24 protein-coding genes are annotated in these 20,005 nt (G+C 38.6%); 11 read left to right on the forward strand and 13 right to left on the reverse strand.

Annotated features, from left to right (window positions below):
- Positions 1-20 precede the first annotated feature (20 nt).
- Together lepA and HYX58_03110 are read left to right on the forward strand one after the other, a co-directional pair.
- A complete protein-coding gene (lepA, locus tag HYX58_03105; GenBank protein MBI2774970.1) occupies positions 21-1,850 on the forward strand; it encodes an elongation factor 4 in 1,830 nt (609 codons plus the stop codon).
- Between the two features lie 17 nt (positions 1,851-1,867).
- Positions 1,868-2,962: a hypothetical protein gene (locus HYX58_03110; GenBank protein MBI2774971.1), complete on the forward strand. Its 1,095-nt coding sequence runs from the start codon at positions 1,868-1,870 to the stop codon at positions 2,960-2,962.
- A 3-nt stretch (positions 2,963-2,965) separates the two neighbouring features.
- On the opposite strand, the gene HYX58_03115 is transcribed toward HYX58_03110, so the two are convergent.
- On the reverse strand, positions 2,966-4,579 hold the full coding sequence (locus HYX58_03115) for a hypothetical protein (GenBank protein ID MBI2774972.1): 1,614 nt from the start codon (positions 4,577-4,579) through the stop codon (positions 2,966-2,968).
- Between the two features lie 8 nt (positions 4,580-4,587).
- Entirely contained in the window at positions 4,588-5,109 is a 522-nt protein-coding gene (locus HYX58_03120) for a nucleotide exchange factor GrpE (GenBank protein ID MBI2774973.1), read from the reverse strand.
- A 195-nt stretch (positions 5,110-5,304) separates the two neighbouring features.
- Between HYX58_03120 and HYX58_03125 the strand changes: the two genes are divergently transcribed.
- Positions 5,305-6,582: a hypothetical protein gene (locus HYX58_03125; GenBank protein MBI2774974.1), complete on the forward strand. Its 1,278-nt coding sequence runs from the start codon at positions 5,305-5,307 to the stop codon at positions 6,580-6,582.
- Positions 6,583-6,737: 155 nt separating this feature from the next.
- Here HYX58_03125 and HYX58_03130 read toward each other — a convergent pair whose 3' ends face one another.
- From HYX58_03130 to HYX58_03150, 5 genes are all read right to left on the reverse strand, one after another.
- Positions 6,738-7,217, reverse strand: coding sequence for a hypothetical protein (locus tag HYX58_03130; GenBank protein MBI2774975.1), 480 nt, complete (start codon positions 7,215-7,217; stop codon positions 6,738-6,740).
- A gap of 137 nt (positions 7,218-7,354) precedes the next feature.
- Entirely contained in the window at positions 7,355-7,891 is a 537-nt protein-coding gene (locus HYX58_03135; protein MBI2774976.1) for a hypothetical protein, read from the reverse strand.
- 66 nt (positions 7,892-7,957) lie between these two features.
- On the reverse strand, positions 7,958-8,401 hold the full coding sequence (locus HYX58_03140; GenBank protein MBI2774977.1) for a hypothetical protein: 444 nt from the start codon (positions 8,399-8,401) through the stop codon (positions 7,958-7,960).
- Positions 8,402-8,465: 64 nt separating this feature from the next.
- Complete coding sequence (locus tag HYX58_03145) at positions 8,466-8,897, reverse strand: hypothetical protein (GenBank protein ID MBI2774978.1); 432 nt, start codon at positions 8,895-8,897, stop codon at positions 8,466-8,468.
- A 121-nt stretch (positions 8,898-9,018) separates the two neighbouring features.
- Positions 9,019-9,468, reverse strand: coding sequence for a hypothetical protein (locus tag HYX58_03150; GenBank protein MBI2774979.1), 450 nt, complete (start codon positions 9,466-9,468; stop codon positions 9,019-9,021).
- Between the two features lie 187 nt (positions 9,469-9,655).
- Here HYX58_03150 and HYX58_03155 point away from each other — a divergent pair, with 187 nt between their 5' ends.
- The 5 genes from HYX58_03155 to HYX58_03175 are packed head-to-tail and all read left to right on the forward strand — an operon-like array spanning position 9,656 to position 11,502.
- Positions 9,656-10,111, forward strand: a complete 456-nt coding sequence (locus tag HYX58_03155) for a hypothetical protein (protein ID MBI2774980.1) — start codon at positions 9,656-9,658, stop codon at positions 10,109-10,111.
- A gap of 8 nt (positions 10,112-10,119) precedes the next feature.
- The gene (locus tag HYX58_03160) at positions 10,120-10,572 is read left to right on the forward strand and encodes a hypothetical protein (GenBank protein MBI2774981.1); all 453 of its coding nucleotides are present in this window, start codon (positions 10,120-10,122) and stop codon (positions 10,570-10,572) included.
- 7 nt (positions 10,573-10,579) lie between these two features.
- Positions 10,580-10,783: a hypothetical protein gene (locus tag HYX58_03165; protein ID MBI2774982.1), complete on the forward strand. Its 204-nt coding sequence runs from the start codon at positions 10,580-10,582 to the stop codon at positions 10,781-10,783.
- Between the two features lie 30 nt (positions 10,784-10,813).
- Positions 10,814-11,047 (forward strand): hypothetical protein, encoded by a 234-nt coding sequence (locus HYX58_03170; GenBank protein MBI2774983.1) that lies wholly within the window; start codon positions 10,814-10,816, stop codon positions 11,045-11,047.
- Between the two features lie 8 nt (positions 11,048-11,055).
- Positions 11,056-11,502 carry a hypothetical protein gene (locus tag HYX58_03175; protein ID MBI2774984.1) on the forward strand — a complete coding sequence of 149 codons (447 nt, stop codon included), beginning with the start codon at positions 11,056-11,058 and terminating at the stop codon, positions 11,500-11,502.
- 158 nt (positions 11,503-11,660) lie between these two features.
- Here the strand turns inward: HYX58_03175 and ssb are convergent, their stop codons facing one another.
- The 4 genes from ssb to mnmA form a co-directional block, all read right to left on the reverse strand.
- Positions 11,661-12,194, reverse strand: a complete 534-nt coding sequence (ssb, locus tag HYX58_03180) for a single-stranded DNA-binding protein (GenBank protein MBI2774985.1) — start codon at positions 12,192-12,194, stop codon at positions 11,661-11,663.
- Between the two features lie 89 nt (positions 12,195-12,283).
- Positions 12,284-12,562 carry a hypothetical protein gene (locus tag HYX58_03185; protein MBI2774986.1) on the reverse strand — a complete coding sequence of 93 codons (279 nt, stop codon included), beginning with the start codon at positions 12,560-12,562 and terminating at the stop codon, positions 12,284-12,286.
- Positions 12,550-13,131: a CDP-alcohol phosphatidyltransferase family protein gene (locus HYX58_03190; protein ID MBI2774987.1), complete on the reverse strand. Its 582-nt coding sequence runs from the start codon at positions 13,129-13,131 to the stop codon at positions 12,550-12,552. The genes HYX58_03185 and HYX58_03190 overlap by 13 nt, the downstream gene beginning before the upstream one ends.
- Positions 13,128-14,207 (reverse strand): tRNA 2-thiouridine(34) synthase MnmA, encoded by a 1,080-nt coding sequence (gene mnmA, locus HYX58_03195; protein MBI2774988.1) that lies wholly within the window; start codon positions 14,205-14,207, stop codon positions 13,128-13,130. The genes HYX58_03190 and mnmA overlap by 4 nt, the downstream gene beginning before the upstream one ends.
- Before the next feature lie 286 nt (positions 14,208-14,493).
- Here mnmA and HYX58_03200 point away from each other — a divergent pair, with 286 nt between their 5' ends.
- Positions 14,494-15,855: a hypothetical protein gene (locus HYX58_03200; protein ID MBI2774989.1), complete on the forward strand. Its 1,362-nt coding sequence runs from the start codon at positions 14,494-14,496 to the stop codon at positions 15,853-15,855.
- Between the two features lie 57 nt (positions 15,856-15,912).
- On the opposite strand, the gene HYX58_03205 is transcribed toward HYX58_03200, so the two are convergent.
- Together HYX58_03205 and HYX58_03210 are read right to left on the reverse strand one after the other, a co-directional pair.
- Positions 15,913-16,344, reverse strand: a complete 432-nt coding sequence (locus HYX58_03205; protein MBI2774990.1) for a hypothetical protein — start codon at positions 16,342-16,344, stop codon at positions 15,913-15,915.
- A 29-nt stretch (positions 16,345-16,373) separates the two neighbouring features.
- Entirely contained in the window at positions 16,374-17,093 is a 720-nt protein-coding gene (locus HYX58_03210; protein ID MBI2774991.1) for a hypothetical protein, read from the reverse strand.
- Positions 17,094-17,363: 270 nt separating this feature from the next.
- Between HYX58_03210 and HYX58_03215 the strand changes: the two genes are divergently transcribed.
- Positions 17,364-19,376 (forward strand): hypothetical protein, encoded by a 2,013-nt coding sequence (locus tag HYX58_03215; protein ID MBI2774992.1) that lies wholly within the window; start codon positions 17,364-17,366, stop codon positions 19,374-19,376.
- Between the two features lie 170 nt (positions 19,377-19,546).
- Positions 19,547-19,918, forward strand: coding sequence for a hypothetical protein (locus HYX58_03220; protein MBI2774993.1), 372 nt, complete (start codon positions 19,547-19,549; stop codon positions 19,916-19,918).
- Positions 19,919-20,005 lie beyond the last annotated feature (87 nt).

The following is a 20,005-nucleotide window of genomic DNA, read 5'->3' on the forward strand; positions in this document are numbered from 1 at the left end:
AATCCTTCATCTTGAATATCATGGATATAAAAAAAATAAAATTACAAGATTTTACGCCAGACCGTATTCGCAATTTCTCGATTATTGCTCACATCGATCATGGAAAATCGTCACTTTCCGATCGCTTGCTTGAAACCACCGGCACTCTTTCAAATCTTAAGCATCACGAACAGTTTCTTGATAAACTGCAGGTGGAGAAAGAAAGAGGTATCACCGTCAAAGCCCAAACCGCTTCGATGTTTCACACCTATAAGGGAAAAACGTATCTTTTAAATTTAATTGATACTCCGGGACACGTAGATTTTAGTTATGAAGTTTCTCGGTCATTGTACGCCTGTCAGGGTGCGCTTTTGCTCGTTGATGCTTCGCAAGGTGTAGAAGCTCAAACTATTGCAAACTTTTACTTAGCATTTGAGCAAGGACTTTCTATTATTCCAGCAATTAATAAAGTTGACCTTGCTACGGCCGATCTGCCACGAGTTCTTGGCGAAATGAAAAAAATGTTCGATTTTGATGAACCCGAGGTAATCGGAACATCTGCAAAATCTGGAATCGGGATTCAGCAAATATTAGATGCGGTGATTGAACGCATTCCGGCGCCAGAAAGTTCACTCGATAAGCCGCTTAAGGCACTTCTCTTTGATTCATGGTTTGATGAGTACAAAGGAGTCGTTTGTCTTTTAGCAATCAAAGATGGAAAAATTAGCAAAGGCGATATTATTGAGCTGGCACACTCAAACGTGCAATACGAAGTTTTAGAACTCGGGTTAATGTATCCGGATCAAACGCCAATGGAATCGCTTTATGCGGGCCAAGTGGGCTATCTAATTTCTGGTATGAAAACCGTTAAAGAAGCGCGCATTGGGGATACAATTTATCAAGCACGCAAAGAAGTGGTACCATTTCCAGGCTTCAAACCTGCAAAACCAATGGTATTCGCGGGTATCTACCCGATTGATAATACCGAATTCGAGTTATTGCGAACCGCCATTGAAAAATTAACACTCAACGATGCAAGCGTAACGGTCGAGAAAAAAACTTCTGTAGCGTTGGGGCTCGGATTCAAATGTGGGTTTCTGGGGTTGCTTCATATGGATGTTTTCAAGCAGCGCCTTGAACAAGAATACGGCATCACCGCAATTGTTACCGCGCCCAGCGTTCTTTACAAAATTCGCAAATCGCATACCAACGAAATAGTAAATATAGAAAGTCCTGCTGATTTTCCTGATCCGAGCCAGATTGAAGAAGTAATGGAGCCGGTGATTAACGCAACCATTATCGTTCCTAAAGAATACTTGGGCGGTATCATCAAACTTTGTCAGGATAAACGTGGCGTGCAGAAGGAACTTTCTTATTTGAGCGAAGATCGCGTTATTATGCATTATTCGCTTCCGCTCAATGAAGTTGCCACCGATTTTTATGATCAACTTAAATCGATCAGTTCAGGATACGCTAGCTTTGATTATGAAGAAGCTGGGTTCCAGCCGGGTGATTTGGTTAAGATGGACGTGCTCTTAAATGGTAAACCGGTAGACGCACTCTCATCTATTGTGCACAGCGATAAAGCGTATCAAGAAGGCAAAGATTTGGTTGCGCGCCTTAAAGAAGTGATTAAACGTCAGCTCTTTGAAGTGGCAATTCAAGCCGCGATCGGTGCCAAAATTATCGCACGAGAATCGATTTCTGCATTACGAAAAAACGTTACCGCAAAATGTTATGGCGGCGATATTTCTCGTAAACGCAAGCTGCTTGAAAAGCAGAAAGAAGGAAAAAAGAAAATGAAGCAAGTTGGTAGCGTTGAGGTACCGCATGAAGCGTTCCTTGCTATCTTAAAAAAATCGGATTCGTAAAAAAAAGGGAATACGAAATGAAAACGGAGAAGCAGCTGGTTGAAGGAAATGAAGCCAATATAGTTTCCGGCAATTTTTTCATTTTCTACGCATTTGATGTGGGAGAGGATATTGCGCTCAACAAAGTTGAAGCAAGCAATGAACTCTTAATTAAACAACATACTCTTTCTAAATATTTTAAAAATTACCATATCCCTCTGGCAGTTGACCTTCCCCAAGCGTCTGCCAACTCCAAATGCATTAAGGCAACGCTGCATGGTTTTGGTGTTATTTCTCTCGTTTACAAGGTGCCTTTTAAAGACACGTTGGAGACGATGAAAAAAACGCTCAATACGCTGGACGCGGAATTTCGCGAACAAAGTATTGCTGATGCACATGCTATATTTAGCAAAATAAAAAATTATATTAAGCAGGCGAGATTCTTTCATTTGCGCAATTCGTACGTAGTAATACAAGTTGATCAAGATCCACAATTGAGCGTGATCGACCTTAAGCAAAACCATGGCAGCACGATCGTTTCCCTGTTGCAGTTTGAAACGGAAAGCCTTTCGGAATATCAAAAAGATGCGATCATGGAATCGGCGACCGGTTACTATCGTGGAGATTTAATTATCATTGATACAGCTGCAGCGTTTGTTTATGACGAAGATTATGTTGAAATTCTAGATCTTTTTGAATTTGCAAATATTCAGCAATTAGAATTGCATTATTACGACCGCATTCTCGATCAACAACTTAATGTAGTCTATCAACAAGAAGCGTGGACCCTACCGCTCACCGCCTATATTCCGTTTATTAGTTCTCTCGCAAAAGATCCAGTTAGTAATCTTGATCGGCTCAAAGTAGAAATTTCAGTCATTATTGAGCGCATTGAAAGTAGCGTAAAAATTGCGGGGGATGTTTACGTCGCGGAAACTTATACACTGCTCGTCGAAAAACTCGATCTGAAAACGTGGAAAGACTCGCTCAATACAAAACTCGATATTATCAAAGATGTACTTTCCGTCTATCAAAGCAAAATCGATACAACGCGCGAAGATTTACTTTCGGTACTCGTTATCGTATTGATTTTTATTGAGCTCGTGGTTGGTATTTTGAGTTATTTAAAATAATATTCAGTCTAACGACTTAGCCCATTCAGTATTTTTAGCATTGACAAAGCGAGCGAGAAGGACCATTTGGGTTAATCTTTCTCTGCGTTTAAAATTACTCATAGCCTGTACCTCTCGGTCGGTTAGTTTTTCACCAATAGGTAGAAGTGAGTTTGAGATATGCGCAATGCTTGTTTCGTATTTTTTATAGGTTTCATTCGCAATATCTTCAACGGAATAATTCTCGGTTTCAATGGTCAGGGGATCAAAAATATCAGATACAAACTTTTTTGCTTGAATAGATTTTGTGTGATTAGGTACTAACGAGTTTGCAACATGGGTTGTACCAATATGTTTGTTCTTTAGGCCTTTTCTGCTAACCATTTTATATTGGTCAAGCCAATGATCGCAAAGCATTAAATTAATCTTAGCCTCATCCATATCCGCTATCAGTTCTTTTTCTTTTTTTAATTTTTTTCTCGCTTCCATAACCGCTGGAATTCGAGAAGGAGCATCTGCAAGGCGTTGCATTAACTCGGTGCGCCTTTTGCTATCGGCTTCATTTATACCCTTGTCCGGAGAAATAACGAGCGCATTTTTTTTTCGCAAAATCGGCTCTCGTCTTTTGAGTTCTTCTTCAGATTCGTGACCATGCGCTCCGAGCAGTTTTAGGTCTAGGGTGATATCATCTGCGGCGAGTGGTTGATTAATGCTGAGAAAATGATTGGTTTTGCGTACCTCATTAATCAATTCCTCCCGAATAATCATCAAATTTTGTATTACACTATTTGTATAATCTTCTCTGTTTTTATCAATTTTTTTTGTTTCTTCCGCGCTAGAAATATAAAATGGAATGTATGGTTCAAATCTAAAGTGAGTAGGGTTCAGAGTACTATTACGATTCGCAACTGCATCGCTCCAGTCACCAATTATTTTGGCCGCAAGAAGATTCCACTCCTTGCCCACAAGAGGCTTAGAAATCTGCGCAAACAACGTTTGTTTAATTTCTTGCTCTAATATCTGTAGCGATTTTCTTTTTTCTTTCGTCTGCAATTTCGGATTTTGGATAATATCTTGTACCGCATCCTGCACTTGCTTGCTATTGGCTAAACTGTGATAAGCCCTTCTGAATTCTTCCTGATCAACGACTTTGGGCCAAGAGGTTAGGACCGTGACATATAAAGTAGCTAAAATGCTTACCGAGTTCATTGCGTTTGATTTGAATAATTCAGACACGATCGGTTTTATTTCGGGATCGCTAGCAATAAAAAGTGCATCTTTTTTATTTGCGATGTTTTCTGTTATTGCATGAATAATAGAATCTTGACTCCCGTCAACTTTTGAAAAATCAATGTCCTCAATTAATTTAACTAAAAATTCCGATCCAGGCCCAGCGTTTGCAGATTTGTTAGAAATTTTTTTAAAAAGCAGAGCATAGAGTTCACTTTCCCGTGGTGTCAATCCAAAATGAGCAAACCACATCGCATGCTGCTTCTTTTTCAACAATCTGGCTTGCTTTAATTGCTCTTGATAGCCGCTATTAACGATTCTATTATATATTCCCTTGATATTAATTGCATAAGCTGAACTGGCAATCAATTGAAGGATAAAAAAAATTCCCACCCTAAAAATAATCATTTGTATCCCTACGAAACAATCGTTACTTTTGCCGGACGTAAAACCTGATTATTAAGCATATAACCTTTTTGGAGAACCGCCGCAATAGATCCTGATTCTTTTCCATCGCTAGCTTGCACGCTCATTACCGCTTCATGAAAATTGGGATTGAATACTGCATTATCAGTAATTTCTTTTACCCCAAATTTCTCGAGCAACTTTTGTAAGTTTTTTCTAATCAATGAAAAACCTTCAAGATGTGCGGCCATTGTTTTATCGGTCATTGCATTGTCGCTTAATGCACGATCAAAATTATCGACAATATCGAGCAGCGGCACTAACAAACTTTTTTGCATCCCAAACATCACTGCAGCTTGTTCTTTTTCCAAACGCTTTTTAAAGTTTTCAAAATCAGCATTAAGAAGAGCGTAATTACGTTTGATCTCAGCCAATTGCGTTTCGCAAGTAACTAAAGCTTTCTCGCTTGCTTGATTGCCTTCTGTAACGTTGGTTTCATCTTGCACTTGATTATGCATCGCAGAATTATCCATAGATATACCTTTTGCAATTTTTTTGTGTCTTTCTCGTTAGTATACCACATGATCAATACGTGACAACTCTGCCTTTTTAGTATATCTATAATACGCATGCGTTTGACCAGAAAAAATTATTTGCTTAGAAATAGTTTTTGGTTTCAACCATAGTGAATAAAATTGCCAATCAGGCAACATTAAGGATATGAACACATGAAGGCGAACATTCGTTGCCTGCTTGCACTATTTTTATTTTTTTGCTCACAATCAATGCTGCCTATTGATAACCCACATTTTTATCGCGCTCTTAGATTTTGGGATGAACCCCGCTTTGAGCGAGATAAATTGAGTTCATGGCAAGTTAATAGCGGATTTGCACGCACCAGCCACTCGCGGGATGATAGCGGAAAAATAAGTCCGCTTTTTGATATTATTGGCCCACAAAATATGCAATTTCTCGGATCAAATCTGCCCAATCTTGATCCAGCAAATCCGATTGATCAGATTTTAATAGCATTAGCCGCACTGCCGCACAATGGTACTTTTGGGAAACTTTCGTTTACTGGAAATTTTGCGCTCTTTGAATGTATCGGCGAGTATTATCAAAATTTATTCAATGGCTTCTTTCTTCAATTTCACATGCCACTTATTCGTTCACTCACCATTTCCAATATTCATTTCGAAGATCTTTCCCCAACAGACAATAGTTTCCCGAATATAACAACTCCCGAATGGCAAGCGTTACTTGACGATTTAGGGCCAATTTTTAGTCGTTACGGCGTACGTTTTAAGCCGACATCGCACAGAACCGGCATTGGCGACTTTTCATTTCTCGCGGGTTGGGCCGGCACCTACCAAGATAGCTGTGTGTTAGATTTTCTTGATGCGAGCGCAAAAATCGGTGTTCTTTTTCCTACCGCGCAAACGACAAACATCGATCAACCTTTTGATCTCCCGCTAGGTTATAACGGGCACTATGGATTACCATTAAAATTCGATTGCGCCGTTGGTTTTTTTGATTGGGTAACGATCGGTTTTCATAGTGGCGCATTATTTCTTTTTAAAAAGGATAGAACATTGCGCCTCAAAACTGCTGAACAACAAAATGGATTTATTCTGCTCGCGCAAAACAAAGTAGAAATCGACCCTGGAACTATTTGGGAGTTAGGATCTTATTTTAAAGCGGATCACTTCGTTCGCGGTCTATCGCTTTTGGCAGGATATTCATTTACCAAGCGCGATGCTGATTCACTTGAGCTTAAAATGGGCGGGAATGGTTTTGATGAAGTTATTATCAACTCTGATGAACGGCTACGCGGCTGGAACATGCACACGGTTCATGCAATGATAGAATATGATTGTGCCGACACGCTACGAGATGTTGGCCCGCGCATTGGATTCTGGTTTGATATCATCGCTGGCGGGCGCCGCATTTTTAATGCGCATCTTTATGATTTAATGCTCGGCCTTGATTGCGCCTGGGTATACTAAAACATCCCCACTTGATGACAAAGTCATGCCGCGGGGACCCCAAATTTCATCCGAAAAAGCATAGCTTTGTTTCCGAAATAATTAAAATCATCAGAAATATACGGGACTTTTCGTACTAAGTACCCGGCATAGCTTTAGCGTAGATGGGTATCAAACTATTCAAGTAATGCTATTTCATCGCGCGATTCGCGAAGAAATTCAAGGTCCATGCGCATTTCTTCAAATCGTTTACTAAAAATAGAAATATCTTCTCCGGTACAGTCTTTAATTTTCTGGCACACCAGACGATATTTATTTGCAAGTACCGTAACCATTCGCATTAAGTAAATCGTGTCTTCTGGTAAAAAAGAGGCCGCTTCAGGGCAATTAAAAACCATACGCTTCACTTCATGAACTAATTGCTCAAGATTTTTCTTTAATAGTGGAATTTTTTCCGCTAGTTGTTCAAACGGTTCATGCGTTAAATAAAGATCAAGATCGCTCCATACGCTTTTGCAGATAGCCTCAATATGGTAAAATTGGCTGTAGGGATAAAGATATTCGGTTGAAACGGCAACCATATCGGTAAACGGGTACTCAGCAGCGCTCAATTGAAAAAAAAGAAGAAAAAGTACTATTGATTTCAGGTGTTTCATGTTCAGACTCCACTTAACCTCAAATGTTGCCTCATCATCTCCAGAATGCATTATTTATTTTCTAATTGTCAATTAAAAATAAATAGAAGCTCCTAGATGAGCGGCTTTCACACAAAAAAAGACGGCGAAATAATTATTTATGGAGTAAGGGCAATAAAAACCCGCGATGAGAACGCTCTAAACTCTTGGTATGCTATAAAACAACAGCCAAAAAAAGCGGCAGTTTTAACGTAACCAGAAACAATATAATATGGCCGAGAGCATTCATTCTTATAGAGGCCTCCAAGATCCGGCACCGACCGGCTCACTTTATGCAAGGCTCTCATATCTGTATTAAGTGGAGACCTGGGGCCAATGAGCTTAGGCCATCCAGTTAAACCGTGGCCGATACTTTCCATGTACGCCGCATTATTTCTCTGTCTGTCGGCTGGTACTTGTAAAAATTGATCTCGAACTCGATGATATAGGAAATTTGTTTCTAAAGCATAGGTCGCGTAAATTTGTTTTGAACTTTGTTTGTATACTTTCCGTAGACGGTAAATTTCTACATCGCTGCCAATAACTAAATTTCCTTGAGAAAGCCGCATAAGATAATCAACCGTTTTTTGAATCTGCACTGGCTCTTGAGAAAAGAAATTTTCCCAGGGAACGATAATTGAAGATTTATCGTCCATGCAACGTATATCGTTGTATGACGTTAAAACAATTATAATTAAAAAAATAAGGCCACTATTCATAAATTATTTCAAATTACTCAAAGTTACCATTGCTCCACCAATAGCACCGACTATTAAACTGCAAAAAGCTGTCGTATTGGGTACTGTGGCGCAGTGCTTTACCTTCCAATCAAATAATTTTTTTTCGTCATCATTAGTTTGCTCGACCGAACATTCGTAGATGTCATCTATTAGATATCCATTGAATCGCACATCAAAAAACCAACCGTTTTTTATAAATCGAATGTTAGCGATAGTTCCATTTTTTTCTAAGTTACATGCTTCTAGTACCCTATCGCACTCTCGTTGATTAGATTTTGATTGCCCGAGAGCATGCGTTATTTCATAGTAACTTTTGAACTCTTTGTTTATTTCTTTTTCAAATTTTTTTGGAGTATAGGTGCGTAGGATTTTTAATTTTTTATCGAAATCATCAGCCCAAGTCACGCTTTTAGGTTTTTTTTCCATGGGAAAAATTGCATGTGTAGTTGATACTATCAATAATATAAGAATTATGGTGCAGCTTTTCATCTTAGTCCTCGAGCTCTTGATTTTTTTTGCGTTTCTTTTCATCAGGCTCAGCCAGTTCTTCATCTTGGCAACGCTTCAAACAAACTTTATGCACAATAGTGCCGTCTTTTTTTATGTTGAACATAATTTTTTTGCCTGATGCTTCCATATCGCAAACCTTATGCGTAGGATCAAATCCAAAGAGCTTGAGCAACTCTCCCGTCTCTCTCTTTTTTTTAAAGAGCACCCCAGTCGAGAGGTTCAATACTGTAGAAAATTGTTCATCGGGTGTTGATAAACGAAATTCTTCTGCCTGCGTCCGCAAATAACGCGGGTTACTCCTTACTTCTGCTACTTTGGCCCATGAAACGCGCTTTTTTTGCTTTGCTTGCTCCATTCCTGAGAGCTGAAACGAAATTACTACCCACCCCAATAATGCATGCATTAGATTCATTGCGTGATCCCTAAAATAGTTCGTCCATAAGAATGAATAGTATAACGCAAGAAATAAAAAAGGTGGCGTTAAAGCCACCTTTTAAAATAAAGACTTATTTTTTGCCAATCAAACTAACGAATCATATTTTAGCTGAACCAGAAGAGAAATATGAGTACAATCCAAATAAAGCAGAAATGATAATTGCTGTTTTAAAAATTCTAGAATAGCAAAACTCTGGGGATGTACCATCTATTAAAAAATCACCTGTTATATTTTTTGTGTTTTTATCTACAGAAATCCCAAATGTATAGGTTCGCAAATAATCACGAATCCAACCGCGCTTATGCTCAATTAAAATTTTAACAGTATTTATTACCCCATTGTCTCCGAATGAATCTTCGGTTATTTCGCTGGAGATAACCTTGCATTGCTCATTATAATTCGTTGCAAATGCTTCACCATCTTTTAGGTTTGCTAACTCATTAAACCGATTTGCACGCCTTGTTAATTCATTCACATCTACCGCGCTTGATATACCGGTGAATAAACACAGATTAAAAGCAAGCAAACTATTAATAAATTTCGCCATAATAAACCTCCATTTCTATAGCTAATTCAATATCTATTTATAATTATATACAAATTGAATTTAATTACAACCTAGGGGTTATTTATAGCTACCTATAAAATTTGGATCCCTTGCAGATCCAGAAAAAATCTATATAATCAAAACTATAAATATGCATAATTGAAAATAATAAAAACAGGGAAATCTTATGAAACATGTAGCAATTATAGCCACGTTGGCTTTGATCTTTAGTGCTTTTAACCCAATAACTGCACAGCCTTTAAAAGATACTTTTATACAAACAACTTACAATCTAAGCAATAACCCAGCAGCAACAGGTTTTGTTTCTCTCGTATCGTTAGCAGCTTTCTTTTATAGCTCCAAAAAAGCTAACGATGCTAGCTGGCTATATGGTCATTGCAATACTCTTCTTACCGGGACAGATCAGCAAATTAAAGATGGAGTTCGACAGATTTTCGCAATGGCTCCAAATCACCCACTAGCTGATGGAGAAGACACCGTCAGTTCGTATATTGAAAATACACAAAAAGCGCGAACAATGCACAGGAATTCGATTATAGCTTGGTCTCTGGCTGGTGGCGCTAGCCTTGGCCTTTCATTTGCTGCTGGCCATCTAGCATTACGATCATTATTTAATAAATAGAGGATTTTATGAAATACAGAATAAATAAATTTTTAGTACTTTTACTTTTTATGGCGTCTACTTCAATGATGGCAAACGAACCAGGAAAGTTTAGATATATTCAGAATTTTTTAAATAATAAGTCAGGTATGAATGCTACTGCTTCTCTGGTTTCAGGGCTTGGCAGTCTTTGTTGCTTTAAAATTGCACATAACGCATATATAAAATATAAAGAAAATGAATTTCTTTTGAACTCTGACACAGAACAAGGCACAAAAGACAGTGTTAGACGTATATTAACACAAATAAATATGGAGCCTGCTGACGTAGACGATGATGTAAGTACATATGTTCCTGATCTTCGTGCCGGAATGATAAAAAATAGAAACAAAGTGATTGCTTGGTCTCTCGTTGGTGCCACTAGCTTTACTATTTCAGCTCTCACAGGTTATTTGACGTTCAAATCATTATTTAATAAATAGGGATTTTATGAGATACAGAATCCTTCATGCAGTTTTATTTCTTGTCGCAGCGAGCTCAATGGTTACCAATGCCCACGGTCAGGATTTTTTAAACTTTAAAAATAAACTAGATACAATCGCTGATCCCTCTTATGCCGGCTTTGCAAGTTATTTTTTCCCAATCTTCACCGCTGGTACTTTTTATAGCTTCTACAAAGCTCTTACTGCTTAAGGACTATATAAAAATTATAAGAACAGTCCAGTGAATTCGCTTCCAAACGATCAAGCAAGAAATCGCGTTAGGCGAATAGCAACAAACCTCAATTATGTCGCAGCAGACATCGATCATCATGTGTCTACTCTTATACCGGAGACTAAAGACAGAATAAAATCTAACAGAAATTTGATGGTAGCTTGGTCGTTAGCTGGTGCGGGAAGTTTAACGCTTTCGGCAATTACTGGCTATTTGACGCTCAAATCACTTTTTAATAAATAGAAGATTTTATGAAATACAGAATGCTTTATGCAATTTTATTTTCTTTTCTTGCCTCCAATTTAACAATTAGTCAGCCACTCAGAGGCAGCTTGATACAAAATCTCCAAACTTTAAGCAATAATCCATCAGTAACCGGTTTCATTGCTCTCGCTTCATTTGGTGCTTCACAGTATTGTTTCCATCAAGGGAAGATGCACTCTTTGGAATTTGCGAGACTTTCACTTCTGCTTAATCATGGGATCGAGCCCAAAAAAATTGTTTACGTTTCAGATGCACCAGGTGGCCAAGTACTTACTGGACCGGTGACTGACTCAGGAGGCGCCGTGGGCTCATCAACCCCAAAGCTTAAAAAACATAGTAATTTACAGATGGCATGGTGTCTAGCTGGTATCACAAATTTTACTATTTCAGGTATTGCTGGGTACTTAACACTCAGATCGTTATTTAATAAATAAAATATCTTAGAAAAAATGAGAAAAGCGGCTTTTTTAGGGCCGCTTTTAAAATTACTGATTTGAAAATTGGCCCGCTGCCACGGCATGACTTTGTCACCCAGTGGGGCTTTTAAATGGGGCCCCCATAGCCACGACGAAGTTCGTGCAAATGGGGTAACCTAAAATGGCAAATCGTCTTGGAATGGCGGTTCATCTTTGAACTCTAGTTCGCCACTCTTTGCTGCCGGCTTCTTTTTTGCTGCAGCTGGCATTTCGTCATAATCAACATCGATTTCAGCTGTCGCTGCCGCTTGCACGCTATCGTTGCCGCGTGATGCTGGGCGCATTGATCGCTCACCAGTTTCAGCATCAGCGCCGCCGCCGTTGCCCAGGAATACAACGCGATCTGCAACGATCGAATATTTATTGCGCTTCTGGCCTTCTGGAGATTCCCACGTATCAAACTTTAAACGTCCTTCAACAAGCACTGCGCGGCCTTTTGCCAAGAATTGACGGCAGCTTTCTGCTTGCGCACCAAAAACATCAGCATCAATGAAGCACACTTCTTGCACCATCTGCCCAGATTGTTTGTTGCGATACTGGCGATTTGAAGCTAAGCCTAATTGGCACACCGCTTGCCCGGATGCTAATTGTTTAAATTCAGGATCACGAGTCAAATTACCCATAATAATAATACGATTATATCCAGCCACGAGATGTCCTTTCCGAAACGACAGCAAAAATCATTTATAATTAAATTTGATAATACCAGAAAAAAAAAATTACTTAAGATAACGGATTGTTATATACATTGCTTTTTTAATTGATCTCGTTTTTTTTGCAGATCTTCTTTACTAGGATTTGCAAAAAGGCGCTCACCCTCAATTAAATCTTGCAGCTCCTGCATAAAGGTTTGATTTAATCGCGCACACGCAAGAATGGTATCGTTATTTTGTTTAATTAATTCTCCGTAAAGCTGCCCGATCTCATCCTTAAGAGCGCCAACGCGTTCTTTCTTTGGTGCAGGTGCATTGCTCACCAAAAGGCCTACCGCAAAAACAGGAATAATTAATCGACGCATGCTGATCTCCTTAACTTCATGGCTTGAACTGCGTAGGAAAAAAGAGCTACCAGAGAAAAAAATGCAGTAATGAGCACAAGCAGATAAGTGCCCTGAAAGAAACTATTTTTTACTAATGCACTCATGAGAACCACCATAAGAATCGTTTGCATTCCCATAGCAAGTTTTCCCCACACATCCGCTTTAATCGTCGCACCCTTTGTGAAAAACAAGTAAGATGCGCCGCCGATAAGCGTACATTCTTTTATAAAATATAGCATAAAAAACCAAACCGGGAGTTGCTGCGTAGAAAAAGTAAAAAAAATAACGAGCGCTCCGATCAAAAGTTTATCTGCAAGTGGATCAAGCAACGCTCCAATTATTGTTTGTTGTTTGAGGTATCGGGCAAGCATCCCATCAAGCACATCACTGAGCGCGGCGCATATAAAAAAAATAAACGCACGCAGATACAAGTGATCATGCAATGCATACATAATAAACGGAATGAGTGCAATGCGAAAAAGCGTAATCATTGTTGGCAATGTACACCATGCGTACAAATTGAGCTGTTTATCACCCATTAATTTCATATCGCAATTCCTTGAGGCATTCGGGAAATGGTGCCACTTCCAATGCATACAGCTTCATCATAAAATACGGCAAATTGGCCTGGAGCAATTCCCTGATCGCGCCCTTCAAGCTGCACGAATGCGCCCTTCTTTTCGCGATTATAGTCGACGCGTGCTTTATAAAGTTGAGCGCCGTGCCGCATTTTTACTAAAAATTCTTTCTGTTCAGGATCTCTTCCAGAAATCCAATGGCAATCGCCAACATAAAATGAATTTCGTTCTTTTTCAGCGCTGTGATAATTTTTAGAAATAAAGACGATATTTTTTTCAGGATCTTTATCGGCAACATACCAAGGACCGCCAGCGAGCCCCAATCCCTGCCGCTGCCCAATAGTATAAAACCAAAATCCTTTATGAACGCCCACCGGTTTTCCGGTTTCAAGCTCAACCAATGCTCCATCTTTTTCACCCAGATGATGGCGCAGAAATGCGGCAAAATCCAGCGTTCCTAAAAAGCAAATCCCTTGGCTATCTTTGCGCGTTTTGTTGGGCAAATCGAATTTTTCAGCGAGCGCACGCACTTCATTTTTTTGCAAGTGCCCGATAGGAAAAAGTGCACGGCTTAATTGTTCTTGGCTTAAATGCGAGAGAAAGTAGCTTTGATCTTTAATAGGATCAGGTGCACGGCTCAGAATGAATACCCCATTTTCTTCGTGTACTTGAGCATAATGCCCTGTGGCCACCTTATCAAATGAATTATCAATTTTTGAAAAAAAAGCACCAAACTTTATTCGTTGATTGCATAAAATATCGGGATTTGGGGTATTTCCCATTTTCACCTGGGAGATCGTATAAGAAACCACTTGATCCCAGTACTCTTTTTGCAAAGAAATAACTTCAAGCGGCACGTTAAGCTGCGCACAAACTGCCTGAACGTACGATAAATCTTCTTCCCATGGGCAGTTTCCCAAGAAAGAAAGCTCATCCTCAAGCCAGATTTTTAAATAAAAAGCGGTCACCGCATGCCCCTGATCACGCAACAATTTGAGCGCAACCGAGCTATCAACCCCGCCAGATACTAGAACCGCAATATTCATCCAAAAAGCCCTTAATCAACCCCACACACGGCCTTTAGGCCGTGGTTTGCGGGGACCCCGGAAAAACATTTTCCACGCTCATCTACGGCCTCACACCCGAAGTTTTCTGGGGAAAAATAAATCAATTACTATCTTAGAATAGCGCAAAAACTAAAAAAAATCAGGCGGATTACAAATTCCGCCCCTGCCCTTAGCGGGCCAATGTATTGATTTATCCTAGCCGATTTTACTAGATTTCCAGTGATTATAAGAGTAAAAATTCTCATTTTTATAAACGGAGGAATGTATGAAAAAATTATGTGCAATTGCACCGTTGCTTCTTTTGATGGCTGGCTTGAACAGCATGGCCCCAGACCAACAAAAAGCCCATGGTGCAGTAATTCTTGAAGCTCAGCGAATTCTTTGCGCAACGTATGCAGATGATGCATTGAATGTCAGTACCTCGCAACCAGCGGCGGAAATAAATAAAAAATATGCCGAACTCATTGCGCTGTTCGATAATTATGTCACCAAATATGCTCGCGATCGTGAATTAAGCATGATTGTTAAAGAAGCTGCCTCGGTGCTTGAAAGCGCAAAGCAGTCGCTCGCTATCAAGGGCGCAAAACCGTTCGTTCCATTCTCGGCCGAAAAACTTGCTGCTAATCAGGATACTCAAAAAATTTTTAATGCAGAAAATTTTAAAAAACTAGGCTTTCGCCAAGCATGCATTGATAAATTATTTCCCGCAAAAAAGCCAGTCAACCCTTCAACGCTTCTTTACGAAAAAATAGTGAGCGCTGCACCTTACGAAATCTACCAACAGTTTAATAACCTGAGCATCCCAGCATTTGCTGTAGACTCTTTTAGCAGATCTGGCATCCAGAAAGAAGATTTTGATAAATGGGCGAACTACGCGCAAGCGGCTAATGGATACGTTACATCGCAAATAAATAAGGGAGCAGCGGCAAAGGGCTATGCTCTTCAAGTTACATCGCTGAATGACATTCTTTCGTTAGTGAAAAACACCGCTCAAAAATTGAAAGACAAACAAATCGGCGCAGCGCGCAAACAAGAAACCGAAAATGAGTTACGAAAAAAACTTCAAGAAGCTTCGCTGATTGAAAAAACAACGTTTGATTCTATCGCACGGCAAAATCCAGCACCAGCCGATTGGATCGCCAAAGCTGACAGTTCAAAACTTATGATCCAAACAGATACAAAGGGAAGCATTTCATACGGTTCATTCTTTTCACAATGGGATAAGCTGCAACAAGGAACAAAAGGCCGCGTATTCACTGATAGCGATTTTATGAACTTCTTAAAGGAAAATGGCATCACGAGCAAATATAAGTTTGCGGACGTAGCCGATACGCTCGATCAAGTTGTTTATCGTTTGCAAAAAGATAATGAAAAATTGAGCAAAGAGATCGAAACCAGCTGGTTTGGCAACGACGGCAGAAAAAAGAAAATTGAAAGTAATTTAAACTTTATCAACACAGCTCAAGCAATTATAAAACGAATTCGCGGCATCTATCCAAGCGCTTCATCACTTCAAATGGCGCAAATATCTACCACAAAAGACAAAGTGGGCACGATTCTTTATGCACAAGCAAGCATTTATCAAATTGCGCTCAATAAATTGATGAAAGAAGTTCAAGCCTTATAAAAAATAAAGGGGCCGGTTTATCGCCGGCCCCTTTTAATTCCTTAATAAGCAAGTTTTTTATGCTTCCATATTCTTTTTAAAAACAGCAATTGCTAAAGAAATCGTTTGAGCATCATTCTTCTTTTTTAATTCTGGACTATTAGGGCACGCATTAGTTTTATTTAGGTAACAGCTCATATTCGCATTGTATATTTCCTGAGCCTTTTTATCGAATTTATAAATCTCATTTTCGATTTTTTGTCTACTCGGCATAAAAACAACTTGCTTAGGATTACTAAGAAATACAATCTCCCCGGCCGATTTCCAATAAGTAGCGACACGCGAGAAACTGCCATAAAACGCATCAACATCCGATTTTTCAATTGAATCAGCAATAGCTAATTTATCTCTTTTCCACGGATCGATTTCATTCCTGTTCAAATAGCTCATAGAAAAAAGCGGCACTTGAATGAACATTAATCCAATAAATAAAATTTTTGATATCTGCATAATCGACACTTTCAATTTTATTTTACTGACTACTTTTTGCACGATTCTTGATGAAGCTCATTTGCCAACTGAGTAGAATAGCTTTCAGTTGTATTTCTTATCTTCTGGGCATCGCGAATAATCTTTGGATATTTTAACCAGTAAGCACCATAACCCATAGCGCACGTCAATCCAATCGCGCCAAGTGGATTTAGATAACCAGCAGTAATTCCCGATACAAGAAAATCACCAAAAACTGGAGTTTTGTATATTCCTGTCAACATATCCCATAATGGTTCCGGAAATCTTGAGTCATAGATCCCGTCGCATGTCATGCCAATGGCCGCACCAACACCAAATAGTGATGCAACAGTCACTAAAGAATATGCGCCAATTCTTCTTAATCTGCCCGGTGCATTTTCGGTTTTGCAAGTTTCGTATATCGTTCGGGCCTTATCAGTGTATTCTTGCGCTTGCTCATATACCTTTGTTTTTCTTGGATTTGTTTCAAAATAAGCTTTCATAAGAATTGTTGGCTTTTCAGTTGCCAAACTTACCTGAAGATTAGTGTTTTTTATGGCACCATCCATGGCGTTCTTAAAATTCTGAAACCGTAGATTGAACTTCGGTACATCAGTCTCATCAATAGAAGTTTTAAGCAAATTATTCTGCTCTAACGACCAGTGTTTTGCTGGTTCACTATTCATTGCATTCAGCTGTGCAACAGTAAAAATCGCAGTGAATATAACGCTATTTATTTTTCTAATCATTTTGAACTCCATCTTATAAAAAACCACAATTTCTTCCATACTTACTTATACTAACAAAATAACGTATTTATTCAAGCTGAATTTAAAATGATTTTTTATAGTAGAATAATTAAAAAGCCAAAAAATGTAATAATGAATTCATAAATTAATTTAACCTGCGATACAAACCTGGCTCGTTTTATATCGCACATACACAATCGCCCAGCAATTGACAACTTGTAATTATCTGGCATTCTTATCGTATATACTTTTATTGAATGCGAGGACCCTATGAAGTTTTTATCAGTTTTATTTATGATACTTTCCCTGACCGGTTTTTCTTTGAATGCGATGGAAGGAGCAAAACCAGCTTATTTGTATAAGGAACATTTCCAAGCACAAATTCAAACCACTCGAACGGCATTTAAAGCAGCAATCGAAAATGCAAAAAAAGAAAATCAAATTATTTCAGAGGATGCTCTGCTCGCTGTACCAGAATTGCAACAAGATACCATTCAAGCACAGCTCTCCGCGCTAAAAGATAACGCAAAAAATAATATTATTGTATCGCACGCTGGACAAAAAAACGCAATAGCAGAAGCACTTTATAAAGAACTTTCAAAAAAAGATTCAATTGCATCGGTTACCAATGCGCCAAAAGATTCGATAGATATTTTAATCGCCCCGCATTCGCTTTATAGCGAAATGCAATCTATATTCAATGCATCAGAAAAATTACTTGCCACCAATGGCTCTAGCATTGAACAGCATCCCCTCTTTAACTATTTTGCCGCATTAAAAAAAGATGGTGTTTTTGTAATCAGTCTTTTAAGTGGGCCAACGATCCAAAACTTCACCGATTTATTATTGGGTAAGCACGATCTTGAATTGAGCAAAGCACATGCAATTTCCGAGCCGAACGTTAAAATTTTTAATAACGTAGAAACCTTCTTCCGCTGCTTAGATATCTTTAAAAGATATTATGAAGAAAAAACAAGTAATACGATTAATTGCGATTTATCATTCTCATCAGTACGCACGCCTCTTAAAACATTTTGTGAAGCGCTTGTAAAACAATATCCAGAACTCAAGAATATGAATGCTGAACAACTTGAACCATTTATACGATTACTCGCTGTATTTAACATTAATCAGGTAATAACCGATTTAAATATCACTTTAAAATTATCTCTCAAACCAAAATCAACCGAATCTAAAGTTTCATTTAAGCCGATTGGCTTGAATCTTGAAAGTTCTGAACAATCAAACTCAAACGACATTTCATTTGCGCAACAAAATCTTGATAAACAAATTCAAAATTTAGATGGCAGTGAATTATCCATGCCATACATCAAAGATGCAGATGGTGCGCAGCAATTTAAAGCAATGAAATCAATCCTAGGTAGAAAAAAAATTAATTATGTCGATATTGGTGGCGGACGAGGCGAAACGAATGCAGTGGTAAAAGCTCTCCAAGATTCAGGATCTGAAGTTAATGTACTCAGTATTGAACCGTATGTGCCATTTGCTGAGCTTTATAAAAATGCATATAAAGCAATCGATGTGAAGAATGTTCATGTTATACAAAAAACAGCTCAGGATGTGACGGTCAAAGATATCACCGATTATTTCAACAATGAGAAAGCAGATGTTGTTTATGCTTCCCACTCTTTCTATTTCATACTCCAAGAGCTTCATAAAGCTGCCCAGGAATCAATCTATGGATCAGCAAAGCCGCTCAACCAACATCCGCTCTGGAAATATTTTGACATGTTGAATGATAAGGGCGTATTGGTAGTTACCTTGCAAAGTGGCGCGGGTGCACGCTTATTTAGAAATGCGCTCATGGGAAATCATGGATTGTCATCCAACTCAGCTAATGATGAAATTGTTTCACTTTTAAGCAGCTTTGGCAACTTGGCAACCTTCTTAAGGCATTTCGAATTTTTTGCAAAACAATATGAAAAAGAAACAGGTAAAAAAATTACTATAAAAATGCACCATGCCGTTGCCAATGTGCCGCTTGGTGATTTTTTAATTGATAAAGATTCCAAAACGAATGCGTATACGCTCAAAGATTCTTCGAATAAACTCGCTTCCAAGATGCTCGATTTTTATGGCAACTGGAAAGAATTGCAAACTACTGCATCTTCAACCATTGAAAATAATAATGATGCGCAATTAGCAAAACAAGAAAATGCCAGAAAAATGCAAGAAACGTTCCTGCACATTTTGCGCATTTTTGCCTTAAACCAACAAAATATGCAACATCCAAATATCACGCTCGAAATAACTGTAGAGTAATTTGTTAGACCAATTTTTAATCTCGCTGGCTATTCTATAAAAAATGGCCCCGAAGGAATCGCTATTATTGCAACTTCAGACCGAGATTTGCTATTATAAATTATAGCAAAAGAGCGGTCCAACCGGCTCTTTACAAAACACATTAGCAATATAAAAAAAGGACAAATAAAATGAAATTAATTAAAGTAGCGGCAATTGCCCTCATTTTTATCGGATCTCAAGCAACGTTTACTATGGACTCTGACTTTGAGTTTAGAAAACAATCATATGAAAAATCGCTCAAGTTAAACGATGCGGTAAAAAAAGGTGATTTTAACGAGGTAAAAATATTCGTTAAAGATAATTACGGTGATTCGTATATTAAATACCTATTCCTCCCAACGATCGTATATGAAGCAGAAAAAAGTGGAAATAAAGAAATTGCACCATTTTTAAAAGATTGGGCAGCTGGCAAACTTGAAATTGAAAATATTAAGATCGATCAACCAGGAAAACAAGCTCAACCTGGTGAACAGCAACCATATCCTGGTGGCTGGTTCTAATACAGATATAAAGCTGCGCATTCCGCAAATCATTTAAGGATCGATCCGCTTGGATTGATCCTTTTTTTTATAAATGACAAATTCATT

The sequence above is a fragment of the Candidatus Dependentiae bacterium genome (assembly GCA_016191325.1).
Classification (GTDB): Bacteria; Babelota; Babeliae; order Babelales; family JACPOV01; genus JACPOV01.